Below are 14,031 nucleotides of genomic sequence, written 5' to 3'. Positions count from 1 at the left end.
GTCATGAGAAGGGCCCCGATCGGGGCCCTTCTCATGACGTCACCTGGCACATATTTCCTCCGGCCAACTGGCGCATATTTGCTCCGGCGTTGACAGGGGAACAACCCTTGCCCACATCAGATGACTTTCGGACCGCCCTGGAAGCCCAGTTGAGCCGGGCGGCGAGACAGGGTCGTCCTCATGCCGAAATCAACGCTGGCGAGCTCCACAGGGCCGTTGGAGGGTATCCGCCCAAAGGGAACAGCACTCACGCAATGCCGACCTGCTGCTCTGTGATGCGCCAGGAATTTGCAAAGGGGAACGCGGACATTGTCCATGAAACCGAGAGTGGGCAGGCACCGGCGCTGACAATCCGCTACAAGCTACCTCGATAAGCCGGGACTGCAGGAAACGGCGAATTTTTCCGACGGGGTATCTAATTATCCCGGCCGCCGACCTTCCCCCCTACCCCCATCCGAGGATCGGCTAGCGGGCACAATCGGGTCACAACTTTCATCCTATTCGCCTCACCGGTACAGTTGACCTATGCCATAAGAGGCGGGTACCCTCCCTTTGCTAATCGGCTGGGGATACAGGCGTATTCGCGAGTTACGAGCAGTCGCTACCGTCACGTATGACTGCTGCCAAGCTGCCCTCCGAAGGCAGAGGTCACTGGTTCGAATCCAGTCGGGTGCACCAACCTTTTCAATCACTTACGGCATTGATCGAACGGCGCGCCGACCGCTAGCAATCACATAGCATACACAGTGTTCTAGATCGCCTCCTTCCCGATCAGCGCGTCGATCCTGGTAAATTCGCGATTCTCGATCATGATAAAAAGTCCGTGACCGTTTGAGCGATCCGCCCATAGATCGCCGATCAGCCGCTTTTCTCTCGAATCATCGTTCGTGAAATAGGGAGCGCCCTTATATTCCACCACGAGCGCGCGGCCGTCGTTCAAAAGCGCGACGAAATCGGGATAGAACTTGTCCGACGACGTTTGCAGCCAAAACGAGTTCGGCTGTCGCGACGTGTTCCGAACCCATGCCTTCACGTCGGCTGACCGCTCCAGATGCACCGCGCATTCGTATTCCTCGCCGCTCGTGTCCAGATCGCCGACGACGCGAAACAAATGCTTTTTGAAATCGGTGCCGCCGCGATAGGGCTGATTATAGCCGTAACGGTTTTCATCGAAGACGAGTTCGACATCGGAGCTGGTTTGAAATTCGAGCGCATCCTGCGAAAACAATGCCCGATCGAATGCGGCCGCCTCGCGCGCGTCGCGGTGCGCCGCGATCACCTTCACGAGCGCTTCGACCAGCCGAAACTTCGCCCTCGCCAGTCCCTCGATGCCCACGCCCATCTTCGCGTCGATCGTGTCCAGCGCCTTGGCGATGAACAGCGTCGACGACGTTCGGGTGATGTCGCGCCGTGAAGAGAACGGTAAACGCCGATCGAGCCAATTGATCAGTGCGTTCTTGGTCCAGCCGCGTTCCTGCAATGCGAGAGCCAATTGTTCGTGCAGGTTCCTGACAAATTCAACCGTCACCTGACCGCTCTTGTCGACGTCGACATGCGCTTCGTCGACGGCCGGCGTCGGAGGAGCGAAGTGATCGAGAATCGGCGCGGGGTCGCTCTCTTCGAGCTTCCAGGGGATGTCGAGAAAATGAGCACGATCGAAAAGCTGAAGGCCGGACGTGGATCGAACGGCGAGCTGAGGAACGGCGAATCGGATAGCCTCTTTCGTTGTGTCGACCGCCTTCAACCGCGCGCCCCGTGATTTGTGCACGAGCGCGTCGATTGCCTTCGCTGCCGCTTCGGGCATTGCGAGCAGCATGGATTGGCGATCGTAATCCGTCAGCGCGCCGCGCGCGCGAAAGGTGCCAGCCGCCACGTCGACTTCGACACGTCCACCTGTCGCGCTTTCCACGCTCGCCTTGAATGCTTCGGCGTCTGTTCCATCCGGAATTGCCTCTTCATAGACGAAGGCCGATCCACCGTCTTCGAACCCCGGAATGGTATCGGGCGCGACGCGCACCAGCGTTTGGGCTTCGATCCTTTCGAATCCATTATTGACGAGCCCATCGCGCAAGGTATTGGCCGCGTTCTGAAAGCTCGTCGTCGTCGCGAACGCGTAGGCGCGATTTAGGTTTTCGTGCTTCTTCCGCTTGGCCCGAGGAAGCCGGAGCACCCGGCCAAGAAGCTGTTCCACCGCGCGCACCGATTTCTGTTCAGCGACCGAACAGAGCACATAGGCGAAGGAGCAATCCCAGCCTTCGCGAAGCGCCTGCTGCGTGATGATAAAGCGAATTTTGCAGTCGCGGTCGAAGAGGTCAACGCCATCGATTCCACGCGCGTCACCGGTCGCCAGTGCGATATGTTCCGCCGGCACGCGAAAATCCTCGACCAGCAGTTTCTTCACCTCTTCGGCGTGCAGCGTCGGCTTGTTCTTTGATTTTGGCTCGGCTTGCACCAGCATCACCGGACGCACGAATTCGCCTGTCTCGGTTTCTTCGGCCGACGCGAGAGCAAGCAATTCGTCGAGCCATGCGATCGCGTCGCCGATCGTTTCCTTCGGTTCCGGCCGGCCTCGCAAGATCACGGGCAGCTTGATCATGTCAGCCGCGCGAAGCTCGGCCGCCGAGACATGATGCAGGACGTTCGACGCGTAGGTGCCCTTCTCCGGTCTGTGCTCATCTGGCGTGACCGGTGTCGCCGTGAACTCGACGATCAAAGACGGCTTCAACCGGCCGAGCGTATTAAACGAAAGGTGCGTTCGCGCATTGTGTGCTTCGTCGACGATGACCATCGGTCGATTGAGGCGAAGCACGTTCGCCAGTGAAGGCACGGGATCTCCGCCCGGCGTCAATTCGAGTTGCGCCCGCAGGCCGTCGGCGAGGCCCGTAAAGTGGTCCATTAACTCGCCGTTGGCTTCATAGACCTTTCGACCTTCGGTCTCTTCGACACGGAACGCCTGGATCGTCGCGACGATCACGACTGCCCCCCCGTCATAGTCGGCGCGCTTGGCATAGAGCGCATCGGCAACGCCCATGACACGGACATTCTCGCCAAAGCGCTCGGCAAGCGCTCGGCGGTTCGGGTGGGTACGATCCCGGAGCGTCGCAAGAGTTTGGTCCCGGATCGTCTGCGACGGCACGAGCCACAAGACCGTCGGCGTATCGGTGCGAAGGAAACTGTCGGCCGCAACGGAGACTGAATGAGCGGCGAGGATCGTCTTGCCGCCACCGGTCGGAATGCGGAGACAGACGTAGGGAAGACCGGGAAGGTTCGGCACCGGCACGAATGGTCGCTTGGTCACGGCATAGAAGGCCGTGTCGGCGTCGTTCAGTTCCACCGCCTTCTCCAGAAAGCGCCGAAGGCTTGCGAGCGAGTGAAGCTGATATTCCTTGAGCGCAAAGAGCGGCAGAGTCATTCCTTGCCACCCTTCGGCTTTCGTGTTGCTCTGGACGAAGGCTTTTCGCCGCTGGATTCTCTCTTCAACAGCGCCTTGGTCGAACGATCGAAATCGCTCACATAGGCGCGGTCCTGTTCGATCCGGAATTTCTCGAATTCAGCCAGCGCCTTTGCGTCGGCGTCCTTGCGGGTGACCTTGCCTGCGCCCTGAAGTATGGCGCGGTCGTTCAGCGTGAGGAATCCGTGCAGCTTCGCCGTCCAATCCGCCATATGCATCGGAATGCGCCGTTCGGCCTGCCCTTCCGCGAAGTCGAGATATTGCGAAACGATCCGTTCCAGCGATACGAGTTCGGATTCCGTGAGGTAGTTCATCGCGCTCGTCGTTTCGTCGGCACGCGGCCGGCTGCCCCTGAACGACGTCATCCCCATTAGCGGCTTCGTCGAGTCGGCGCGCATGGCTATCAATTCGGGCGCTGTCATGCCGTGTATGGCGAAATGAAACTTGTTCTGGACGCTGGCGAAGAAATCCTTCGTCAAAGGGCTGTTCGGCTCGTAATCGATGCTCAGAGCGAAGATGTCGGTAATCTTCTGGTAGAACCGCCGCTCGGAAACGCGGATCGCCCGGACCCGACGGACGAGTTCGTCGAAATAGTCGTGACGGGCATGTTTCATCCGTTCGTCATCCAGGACGAAGCCCTTGATGATATATTCCTTGAGCCGGCGCGTGGCCCAGCGTCGGAATTGCGCGCCACGCGGTGATTTCACGCGATAGCCGACGGAAATGATCACATCGAGATTATAGTGCGTCACGTCGCGGGCGACGTCGCGGGAGCCTTCGGTCCGGACTATCCGGAATTTCCGGATGGTTGCCCCTTCTTCGCACTCCCTGTCCGCATAGACGTTGCCGATATGCTCGCTGATGGTGCGGACATCCTTATCGAACAACTCGGCCATTTGCGCTTGCGTCAGCCAGACTGTTTCGTCGATCAGGCGAACGTCGATCCGCGTGTCGCCGTCTTCGCTCGTGTAGAGCAGGATTTCGGAAGGAGCGTCCACCATTCTCACAGCCCCTCGATTTGATAGGGGATTTGCTTGAAAGTCACGCCAAGGCGGGAAAGCCGATCATCCGGCACCGTGCATCCTTCGGCATAGACGACGCGGGCGCCGTCGAAGCCGGATTCTTCCGGCGTCGGCAGATCGTCGAGAAGCGTTGCGGTCAGCACATTACCGGCGTTGGAGCTGGCGACGCCGATCGCGTCGGCCGAATGCAACAGATAGATCGCCCGACCCTTGAATGTGCCGATCAGGGGCGACGACCCGTCCGCGCGGCGCGGAATCGGCGAGCCCGTTTCGCAAAAGAAGACGTGTGCGGCGAGGTCGGGATAGGTGACGGCCAAGCTGACATTGCCGTCGGCATCGAACAGCGGTTCGCCGAGCGTGCAGAAACGGAAGCCGCCGCCGCCTTGCCAGCCCGCGACTTTGGAAATGCCGCCCTGTTCGCCTTCAATCACTTTCTGATAGCGAGGAACGATATGCGTTGTGGCGTGATCGCCCATTTCGATTGAAATATGCTTCCGGTCCAATTTTTGGGCAACTGACCCGGTGGTCCCTGAACCTGCAAAGCTGTCAAGGACTGTGTCTCCCACGTTCGAGGCGACGCTTAAGATGCGGGCAATCAGGGCTTCGGGCTTAGGTGTCGGAAACGGGTCGGTGGCAGATATCAGTGCAGCTTCGCGCTTTGCATCTTGCGTATGGCCTACTTCGCGGTGAGGCCAAATTGTCGTGGGTACACGGCCGGGCCGTTTGAGTTCGTAGAGATATTTCTTAAGTCGTGGCGTCGAATTTTTGCCGTTCACTCCCCAATATATTCGGCCTTCATCGCAATGGATACGATGCGTCGCAGGGTCGAACCCCCACACTCTTGTTCTGCTAGGCCAAATTTCTTGGTCCGTGTTTGGATTAATAATCTTATAGTAAAGGTTTGGCCTTTCATCCGCGTTTTTAGAACAAGTATAATTGTCTGACATCCAAGGACCACGAAAATCATTATCGGGATTCTTATACAATGAATCCTGCTCTTCGGTTCTGGATAAACTATTTGGTCTCCATACAAATTTGTTTTTCGCGTATGCGATCACAAAATCATGATTGTCTGAAAGCCATGTGGCGTCATTCGAAGGTGCGTACTTCTTTTCCCATATTACTGAATTCACGAAATTTCTTCGGCCAAATATTTCATCCAGCATGGCTTTAAGATAATGACCTTCGTCATCATCAATAGAAATCCAGATTGAACCGTCTTCTCTCAAAAATTCCTTCAGCAAACGAAGGCGCGGATACATCATACACAGCCACTTGTCGTGGCGGGATAGGTCTTCGGCCTCCTTGCCGACGGTCGCGCCGAGCCACGCCCGAATTTCAGGCGAGTTCACATTGTCGTTGTAGACCCAGCCCTCATTGCCGGTGTTGTAAGGTGGGTCGATATAGATGCACTTCACCTTGCCAGCGTAATAGGGCAGCAGCGCCTTCAAGGCTTCTAGGTTGTCGCCCTGCACAAGCAGGTTGCCAGCATTTGGGTCGCCGACGCTCTTGTCCTTGTCGCAATGGATCAGGCGATAGGGCACCTCGCGGTGATGGTTCACCACGGCCTTTTTGCCGATCCAGTCCAGTGTGGGCATCCCCGATTCCCTCAATCATGCGCCCCCACGGGGTAAGGGTTATCTGCGGCCGGTCAAGTGGGGTCTCGCCCTACGTTGGCGGGAAGCGTCGCCAGTGCCTTGTGCAGCATCGCCAGCGTGATCTTTTCGTCCGATAAAGCCGATCCGTCGGTGCGCCTGATGATCGCAGATTGCTCGGCCGGCGACAGCTTGCCGTAGCTCGACAGAGTCGTCAGCGGGCTTTCGTGGCCGAGGTTCTGACTCCAGGCCTTGAATTCCACTGGCTTCTGGCACCGCTCGTAGGCGAGATGGGCGAGCGTGTCGCGAAAGCGATGCGGCGTGAAGGCAGGCAAGCCGATCGCCTCGAAGGACCTTCGGAAGATCACGCGCATCGGTGTCGCGTTCGACCAAAAATCGCAATCGATCCCGGCGGCAACGAAAAAACGGTCTTCGTCATGGCCACATTTGGTTTTCGGAAACAGCGGGTCGTTCGGCCCGAACAAATGTTCCGCGCGCAGCTCTTCGATCCAGTCCAATACGATCGCCTCGATACCGTCGCCGACGCGGAAGAAAAAGGTCTCAATCCATTTGCTCGCCTTTGTCGCCACCTCGCGAGGGTCTTGGCGAACACGCCGTTGAGCGACGTCGACATGCTTCAGCCGAAGTGTGACGATTGCGCCGTCGCGCATGCCTGTCAGGATGGTGAAGGCGACAATTGCGCGGTCACGCCGTTCGATCACGGTGCAGGCCGGCATAGCGTCCAGCGCGGCTGTGATTTGCTCTAGTGACGGGAAGGACTTATCGGACGGAGCCTTCGCCGCGCGGACGTCCTTCTCCGCGAGTTGGAGATAGTCGGCGTCGGTTGCCTTGATCTTCGATCGGAATCCGGGCTGGAGCGCCAACCAGCCGAAGAACCTCCGAAGCGCGTTGACAGTCGAAAGGATCGTCGCCTTAGACAAGTCTTCATCCGTCATTGCCGCCTTGAAGCGCATCGCCCGGCCGGCATCGAACCGCGCGAAATCCTCGAAGCCGGAAAAGGTCTGATAGCGATGGATGGCTTTTTCGATCTGACGCGCCGTCTCTTCCGACTTGCCGTCGGCTTGACGGAGATAGGCTGCATACTCGCGCAGGAGGCGCGCGTTTTTCGAGTTGATCGGACGTTTCATTTGGGACCTCTTGCCGATTGCTCTTCCAAATGGGGACTGCCAGACACCGCTAGGTCTGATTGTCCCTGTCTGGCGAAGAGCGCCCGGCCGGCCGCCGCAGCGAAGTTGCGGGACATTCGGCCACCGCAATGATGGCAGAAGCCGGCGAGACGAAGCGTCCTGCTAGTCGCCTGGAGGACGCGCAGCGATCCGCTTTCTGCGACGCGCGGAACCCGACACGAGAAGCAATAGAACTGCGACGGCCCGCACCGCGAGCGCCGCGACGCGCGCGCCAGATCCAGCCAATCCTTGACCGCCGCCCCGTGGAAGAGAAGCGGCACGTTGTCGTCGATCGGCTCCAGCCCTTTACGCCGCCAGTTGCGGACGGTCGGAACCGAGACACCTAGCGCCTCTGCCAGCTCGGGAATTGTATAGGTGGCATCGCGCCGGAGCCGACGCCGATCGACACTCGCGAGAGTCCGTCGCTTTTTCGAGGGGCGAGCCATCGGCCCGTCTCACTGTTCGGAGGTCGAAATACGACGGCGGCTTTCGAGCCACGCTTCCAGATCAGCCGCGCGATAGACGACACGCCGGCCGAGTTTGCAATAGGCCGGCCCGGCACCGGACAGACGAAGTTTCGCGAGACTGCTCTTCGAAAGCCGCAGGTAGTTAGCGGCCGATTGAGCGTTCAGGACCGTATTGGTGTGCATGGGATAACTCCTGATCCGTATGGCAACAGGAGCTGCTTACCCTTCGTCGGCGTCGTCTGAGGACGACGAAAGCCACAAAGCCTTGTCGAAGGTTTTGTCACCTTTGGGGAAGTCCGGCCACTCTTTGGCGACCGTTCGAACGGTCCGATCGAAGCTGATTTCCGGCAAGTCGTCACCACCGCTACGCCAGCACGCCGAGATGAATTCGGCAAACGGGCCATCGATCTTTGGTGACGGCGGCCGGTCGGTAATGAGCGTCCAGGTGTGGGCAAGACGTGCAACGAAATCGTGCTTCCAGTCGACCCGAGGTCGGCCGCCGAACTCGGGGGACACCTCATCTAGCGCCGAAAAGGCCCATGCTTGGAGAAGCTTTAGATCTCTCGCGACCTCGATCAAATTGCGTCGTACCGCGATGCCGAAGAGATAACGAAGAGAACGCTCTTTCGTCGGAAGTCCTTCATCGAATATCGGAACGATCCAGTTGTTTCTGGATGCGTCAAGGAGTTTAAGAACGGCTTCAGTTACCGTCTCCGAACTTGATAGAAATTTGTCGATCTCTGATTTCTTATGTCTTCGATCATTTGGATTTTTAGTTGCGATCGCTGAGAAACATGCGCCGAGATGAAGGCGAACAAAAACCGGAACGGACATGTATGAAAGTACCGGTACTCGCGATGCAAGTTCGGACGCTGGTAATATATTCGGACGACGCTTTCGCATTTGAAGTTCATGCAAATAATCGTCTATCGGCAACCAAAATGGGTCTGCGGGTTTGGGAATGGTGTCGTCCGGCAGATCAAACCCTTGCGACTCGATCCTCTGTCCCACTTCGGCGAAGAGTCTGTAATGCTCGGAAAGCCACCACGCATCATTTTCATCGTGGAAGTCATCCGTCACTGCCAAACGCTCATTCTAGCAAAGCCACTTATCGCGTGAACTTGAATACAGACGCATCACCGGAGCTTTCTCCTTGGTCTCCGATTCGCCTTGTTGATTCGCCCATCATATCGCGAATGCTGGCTGACGTTCGAGCTGATGCTTCGCTGAGAGGATCGTCGCTGAGATGCGCATAGCGTTGCGTGGTTGAGGCGTTGCCGTGCCCCAGAAGTGCGCCGATGATTGGAAGAGACGCACCACCTGCGACTGCGACGCTGGCGAAAGAGTGCCGAAGGTCATGAAGCCGAACGTCGTTCAAGACCGCTTTCCGACGAAGTGCCTGCCATAGCTTGGGCGTTCCCTCATAGTGCCCATCGCTTCGCGAAGCGGGAAACACGTAAGGCGAGTCCTCCAGCCTGTTCATCCCGACGAGCACCTCCAGCGCGGGCGGATTCAGAATGATCGCCTTTTGCCCGGTCTTGGAATCCCGCAATCGAAGCAACCCGCGCTCGAAATCCACTTCGTTCCATTGAAGCCCTTCGATCTCGCCTTTCCGCGCGCCCGTGAAAATCAGGAGTTTGATGATAGCGAGGCCGAGAGCATTCGATCCGGTTTGTTCCATCGACCTGAGGGCGTCGCCAAGCCTTGCCAGTTCCGCCGCAGAAAGGAAACGATCGCCGCGCTTGTCGGGAAAGCGGCGAATGCCCCGGATAACGTTGCTCGCGACGTAATCTTGATCGACGGCGAACGAGAATATCCCACCGAGAAGCCCCACGGTTCGCGAGGCCGTGCCCTTACCGCCCTTTACAATAGCGCGTCCGCGCGCACCGGTTTTGACGTCGACCGCCGTCTTTCCGTCTGCAACATCCTGGAGGAACCGACGAACGTCGGCTTTGGTGACGTCCTTCACCTTCAGCCGACCAAGCAACGGCTTGATGTGCCGTTCGATGCGGCCGCGATCCGTCGCAAGCGTACTCGCCTTCTTCGTCGCGCACCCGTGAAGGAGATACTGATCGCAGAGTTCGGCGACGGTCGGCGCTTTCCGCTCCTGCTGCTTTTCATTGGCAGGATCGTGCCCGTTCGCGGCAAGGCCGAGAATTCGCTTCGCTTCGCTGCGGGCTTGTTCTGGAGTCCACGGCGCGCCATGGGTGCCGATCGTGTAGCGCCGAAGTCGTCCCCGGCGCCCACCCTCCAGCCGAAACTGGCAGAGATAGACCCGCCGGCCGGCCGGTGTGACCTTGAGGCCGAACCCGGTCAATTCGCTATCCCAGAGAAACCGATCTTTGCCGGCCGGCTGAATTTCATCGACCGAGCGTTTTGTGATCCTTGTCGCCATGCCCAGCTTCTCCGTGATTGCTAGAACCGATCTTAGCAATCACATAGCAATCACCAACGTGGGAATCTAGGGGAACCGCAAAGAACCTTATCACTTCGAAAGCCTGCATTTACTAGGTTCACTACGCTTCTTCCGGATATGTCAGGAATCGCGTGCAACTCTATTCCCTTGCCCTCCGAAGGCAGAGGTCACTGGTTCGAATCCAGTCGGGTGCACCATAAGGCTCTGATCTTGCGGGGCTTTCGTATCCGGAGAATTTTTTTCTTCTGACTTTCATCGTTGCTTGGTTGCGAAATCGTCGGCCGGTGGGAAACCTGGATGCAGCGTTGTAGGCAGCCAGGTCGGAAGAGTTCGATCTGGCGCTTCTGGATGTCAACATCGGCCGACATACCGTCTATCCTGTGGCCGACACCCTCAAAGGGCGCCACGTGCCGTTCGCGTTCATGACGGGGCATGACAGCAAGAATTGCCGGAATCGTATCGGAATCTCCCGAGCATGACCAAGCCCTACGTGGCCGAAGATGTACACCGCGCGTTGACGGGTCTGGTGGCAAAGCGCCTTTAGGGACCAAGATGTCCCAACAAGTGAATGTCTACTTCCTTGTGCCAGGATGTACCGGCTAAATTAACGGCTGGAAGCCGCTGCTCGCCTTCGCGCGGCGCTACGCCGAATTCCGGTTTACCTGACCAACGCCCGATCGATCGGAAAGATGCAGATAGTCCGGCGTGAAGTCGGCGAACCGCGTCAGCTGTTCGAAGTCGTGGATTATTGCGCGCTTGTTCTGGACGGTCGCGAGATCTTTGTCGCGGAGGTTCATCAGCATGTGATTGGTGTGGACAATGGAAAGGCCGAGCGTGTCGGCAAATTCCTCCTGCGTGATCGGCAGATCGAAAGCACCGTCGGTGACGAGTCCGACGGCGGCCAGCCGTATCATGAGTTCGCAGAGAAGGTGCGCTATCCGAGTCTCTGCCGGCCGTTGTCCCAAGCCAACGATCCATTCCCGCAAGACCGCCTGGTGGACGAGAGTGGCCCACCAGAGGGCACGGGTGATGGCTGCATGGTTGTCGGTCAGATCCATGATCGTCTCGCGAGGAATATCGACAATGGTGCAAGGCGAGAGTGTCACGATGCTGTGGTCCATACGTCCAAGGATCGCGACATGCAGATCGCAGAAGTCCCCTGGAACGAGAAAGGCCATGATCTGACGCTCACCGGTCGGCAACAGCTTGTAGCGGCAGGCGAAGCCCTCCATCACCAAGCGCACACAACTTGGCCTCTCCCCCTCTCGGATCAGATGCTCCTTTCGGGGGACCTGTCGCCGCTTCTGCGACGCCCTTTCCAGAATGCGGCGGTGGTCGTCCGTGAGACTGGCGCCGTGTTCGAGCTTTTGGATAAGCGGATTGGTCATGCTGCCTTCTTTCGCGAGGAGCGCCCCGCTCGGCAGTTGAGCGTGCCTTAAGGCATATTGGCAGGAGACGGTGTCAGCCTCGTCGAGACAGCGGCCTCTTCTTCGAGCCTGCGCGCCGTGTCGGCCAATCCCTGCCAAGCGATCCGGGACTGCTCGAACCGTCCCTTTGCACCGGCAAGCTTCGTCTGCTCAATCTCCTCGGCTGCATCGTCGGCGCGGGCCTGATAGAAAGCGCTCGAGATTTTCGACATGTAGCTCACCTTCCAAAGTCACTCTCCTGAAGGACACATAGGGCGGCCGAGTGGGATAGTAATGATGGCTTAATGGCAGAACCCACACGAAGCGGCGCTCCACGAGGAGCAAGACCGCGTCTACGTCGTCAGTTCACCCGAGAACGACAGATTCCGTGGTTCTTCAAGGCGCCCAGCCTGGCCCTTCGTGCGTCCCGTCTGCCCACCGGATAGGAGGGCCCGATGCAAAGACGGTTCAACTAGCTGAATCTCCCCTCTGGCTTTTCCCCTGCCTTCCTTGCTCCCGATCGCCCAGCGCGCGATAAGCAGGTAAATCCGGTAAGCCGGCGAGATACCAAACCCCGGAGAGCGTTTCTTGCGAGCCTTCGACGTCAAGATCTGCGGCTTGTCGACGCCCGCGACCATCGCGGCGGCGCTTCAGCGTGGCGCCAGCCATGTCGGCTTCGTGCATTTCGCCAAGAGCCCGCGCCATCTCGACGTCGAGGCGATGGAGGAGCTCGTCGGTTCCGTGGCGGGGCGCGCCGAGACGGTCATCGTCACGGTCGATCCGGACGATGATCTGGTCGCGCGTTTCGCGGCCGAGATGCGGCCGGACTGGCTGCAACTGCACGGCAAGGAAAGCCCGGAGCGGGTCGCCGCGATCAAGGCGTCGACCGGCCTCAAGATCATGAAGGCGCTGCCGGTCGCCGAGGCCGCCGACCTTGCCGCGATCGCCGATTATCTCGGCGTCGCCGACCGCCTGCTGCTGGATTCCAAGCGGCCGAAGGGCTCCAGTCTTCCCGGCGGCAACGGCGTCGCTTTCGACTGGCGGATTCTCGCCGGCCTTGACCCGGCTCCGCCCTACATGCTTTCCGGTGGCATCGACGCCGATAATGTCGTCGATGCCATCCGTATCGCGCGGCCGTCGGGCATCGACGTGTCGTCCGGTGTCGAGAGCGCGCCCGGCGTCAAGGATGTCGGTCGCATTCATTCATTCTTCGACGCGCTGGATCGCCTCCGTATGGACGAGCCGGCGAGAAAGGCCCGTGCCTCGTGAACCAGCCGCTGACCCCGAACTCGTTTCGCGCCGGTCCCGACGAGGACGGCCGCTTCGGTCATTTCGGCGGGCGTTTCGTCGCCGAGACGCTGATGCCGCTGATCCTCGATCTGGAGGACGCCTGGAAGGCGGCGAAGGTTGATCCGGCGTTCAAGGCCGAACTCGACAATCTCAACACCCATTATACCGGCCGGCCGTCGCCGCTCTATTTCGCCGAGCGGCTGACCGAAAGGCTTGGCGGCGCCAAGGTCTATTTCAAGCGCGACGAGCTGAACCACACCGGCTCGCACAAGATCAACAACTGCCTCGGCCAGATCCTGCTCGCCAAGAAGATGGGCAAGACCCGGATCATCGCCGAGACCGGCGCCGGCCAGCATGGCGTCGCGACGGCGACGGTCTGCGCCCGCTTCGGCTTTCCCTGCGTCGTCTACATGGGCGCGACGGATGTCGAGCGGCAGTCGCCGAACGTCTTCCGCATGAAGCTGCTCGGGGCCGAGGTGATCCCCGTCACGGCCGGCCACGGCACGCTCAAGGACGCCATGAACGAGGCGCTGCGCGACTGGGTGACCAATGTGGATTCCACCTATTACCTGATCGGCACGGCCGCCGGCCCACACCCCTATCCAGAACTGGTCAGAGAGTTCCAGAGCGTGATCGGCCAGGAGGCGAAGGAGCAGATGATGGCGGCCGAGGGCCGGCTGCCGGACCTGCTGGTCGCCGCCGTCGGCGGCGGCTCCAACGCCATCGGCCTGTTTCACCCCTTCCTCGACGACAAGGACGTGGCGATGGTCGGCGTCGAGGCGGGCGGCAAGGGGCTCGACGGCGAGGAACATTGCGCCTCGCTGACGGCGGGGTCGCCCGGCGTCCTGCACGGCAACCGCACCTATCTGCTGCAGAACGAGGACGGCCAGATCAAGGAAGGCCACTCGATCTCGGCCGGGCTCGACTATCCGGGCATCGGACCGGAGCATTCCTGGCTGAAGGACGCCGGCAGGGTCGAATATGTCCCGATCATGGACACCGAGGCGCTGGACGCCTTCCAGATGCTGACCCGCGTCGAGGGCATCATCCCGGCGTTGGAGCCGGCCCATGCTCTGGCGGAAGTCATCAAGCGCGCGCCAAAGATGGACAAGGACCAGATCATCTTGATGAATCTGTGCGGTCGCGGCGACAAGGACGTGTTCACGGCGGCCAAGCATCTGGGCGTGGAGCTGTAGC

The 14,031-nt window shown here is 59.4% G+C and carries 11 protein-coding genes; 2 read left to right on the top strand and 9 right to left on the bottom strand.

Annotated elements, in window-relative coordinates; translation table 11 throughout:
- Window positions 1-751 precede the first annotated feature (751 nt).
- From VQ045_RS18060 to VQ045_RS18025, 9 genes are all read right to left on the bottom strand, one after another.
- Window positions 752-3,412 (bottom strand): DEAD/DEAH box helicase, encoded by a 2,661-nt coding sequence (locus tag VQ045_RS18060; protein WP_331831087.1) that lies wholly within the window; start codon window positions 3,410-3,412, stop codon window positions 752-754.
- On the bottom strand, window positions 3,409-4,452 hold the full coding sequence (locus VQ045_RS18055; RefSeq protein WP_331831086.1) for a virulence RhuM family protein: 1,044 nt from the start codon (window positions 4,450-4,452) through the stop codon (window positions 3,409-3,411). Before VQ045_RS18055 ends, VQ045_RS18060 begins: the two co-directional genes overlap by 4 nt.
- A gap of 2 nt (window positions 4,453-4,454) precedes the next feature.
- Window positions 4,455-6,071 (bottom strand): site-specific DNA-methyltransferase, encoded by a 1,617-nt coding sequence (locus VQ045_RS18050; RefSeq protein ID WP_331831085.1) that lies wholly within the window; start codon window positions 6,069-6,071, stop codon window positions 4,455-4,457.
- Between the two features lie 53 nt (window positions 6,072-6,124).
- On the bottom strand, window positions 6,125-7,216 hold the full coding sequence (locus VQ045_RS18045) for a tyrosine-type recombinase/integrase (protein WP_331831084.1): 1,092 nt from the start codon (window positions 7,214-7,216) through the stop codon (window positions 6,125-6,127).
- Complete coding sequence (locus VQ045_RS22065) at window positions 7,213-7,701, bottom strand: helix-turn-helix domain-containing protein (protein ID WP_442879898.1); 489 nt, start codon at window positions 7,699-7,701, stop codon at window positions 7,213-7,215. Before VQ045_RS22065 ends, VQ045_RS18045 begins: the two co-directional genes overlap by 4 nt.
- Window positions 7,702-7,710: 9 nt before the next feature.
- Window positions 7,711-7,905: a helix-turn-helix transcriptional regulator gene (locus tag VQ045_RS18040; protein ID WP_331831083.1), complete on the bottom strand. Its 195-nt coding sequence runs from the start codon at window positions 7,903-7,905 to the stop codon at window positions 7,711-7,713.
- Window positions 7,906-7,941: 36 nt separating this feature from the next.
- Window positions 7,942-8,802, bottom strand: a complete 861-nt coding sequence (locus VQ045_RS18035) for a hypothetical protein (protein ID WP_331831082.1) — start codon at window positions 8,800-8,802, stop codon at window positions 7,942-7,944.
- A 28-nt stretch (window positions 8,803-8,830) separates the two neighbouring features.
- Window positions 8,831-10,117, bottom strand: coding sequence for a site-specific integrase (locus tag VQ045_RS18030; RefSeq protein ID WP_331831081.1), 1,287 nt, complete (start codon window positions 10,115-10,117; stop codon window positions 8,831-8,833).
- A gap of 662 nt (window positions 10,118-10,779) precedes the next feature.
- Window positions 10,780-11,664, bottom strand: a complete 885-nt coding sequence (locus VQ045_RS18025; RefSeq protein WP_331831080.1) for a Crp/Fnr family transcriptional regulator — start codon at window positions 11,662-11,664, stop codon at window positions 10,780-10,782.
- A gap of 468 nt (window positions 11,665-12,132) precedes the next feature.
- On the opposite strand from VQ045_RS18025, the gene VQ045_RS18020 reads away from it, so the two are divergent.
- Window positions 12,133-12,813 carry a phosphoribosylanthranilate isomerase gene (locus VQ045_RS18020; protein ID WP_331831079.1) on the top strand — a complete coding sequence of 227 codons (681 nt, stop codon included), beginning with the start codon at window positions 12,133-12,135 and terminating at the stop codon, window positions 12,811-12,813.
- On the top strand, window positions 12,810-14,030 hold the full coding sequence (gene trpB, locus VQ045_RS18015; protein WP_331831078.1) for a tryptophan synthase subunit beta: 1,221 nt from the start codon (window positions 12,810-12,812) through the stop codon (window positions 14,028-14,030). Before VQ045_RS18020 ends, trpB begins: the two co-directional genes overlap by 4 nt.
- Window position 14,031: the final 1 nt, after the last annotated feature.

Origin of the sequence: Aurantimonas sp. E1-2-R+4 (genome assembly GCF_036549515.1) — a bacterium.
GTDB classification, from domain to species: Bacteria; Pseudomonadota; Alphaproteobacteria; order Rhizobiales; family Rhizobiaceae; genus Aurantimonas; species Aurantimonas coralicida_A.
The sequence above is the reverse complement of the archived record's forward strand: the minus strand, read 5'-3'. Positions and strand labels throughout refer to the sequence as shown.